Raw genomic sequence first — 375 nt, forward strand, 5'->3', positions numbered from 1 at the left:
CGCGATAGCTGCGTCCGCGCGCCCGGTAGATCAGGTTGTGCATCGGGCAGTTCATGGGCTTCAGGTAGTAGTCCTGGCCCTGCCTGGTCACGTTGCCGTCTGCGTCGACCTCCTGGTCGAGGTGCATCGGCGGGAACATCCCCTCGCGATACCAGTTGAGGTGCTGGCTGATCTCGTACAGGTGCGCTTTGGTGATGTGCGGAGTGTTGACGAGCTCGTAGTCGTTCGCGATGAGGCGCTCGCGCATGTAGTTCTCGATCTCGTTGCGGATGATTCCACCCTTGGGGTGGAAGACCGCGAGGCCGGAACCGATCTCCTCGGGGAAGCTGAACAGGTCGAGCTCAGCGCCGAGCTTGCGGTGGTCGCGCTTGGCGG

Annotated in this window: 1 pseudogene; it reads right to left on the minus strand. The window is 62.9% G+C overall.

Going from position 1 to position 375, the window contains the following annotated elements:
* Nucleotides 1–375, minus strand: a pseudogene (thrS, locus tag AB4Z02_RS19330) (threonine--tRNA ligase); the annotation flags it as partial.

Source organism: Pedococcus sp. 2YAF34, from assembly GCF_052114585.1.
In the GTDB taxonomy this organism is placed as follows: Bacteria; Actinomycetota; Actinomycetes; order Actinomycetales; family Dermatophilaceae; genus Pedococcus.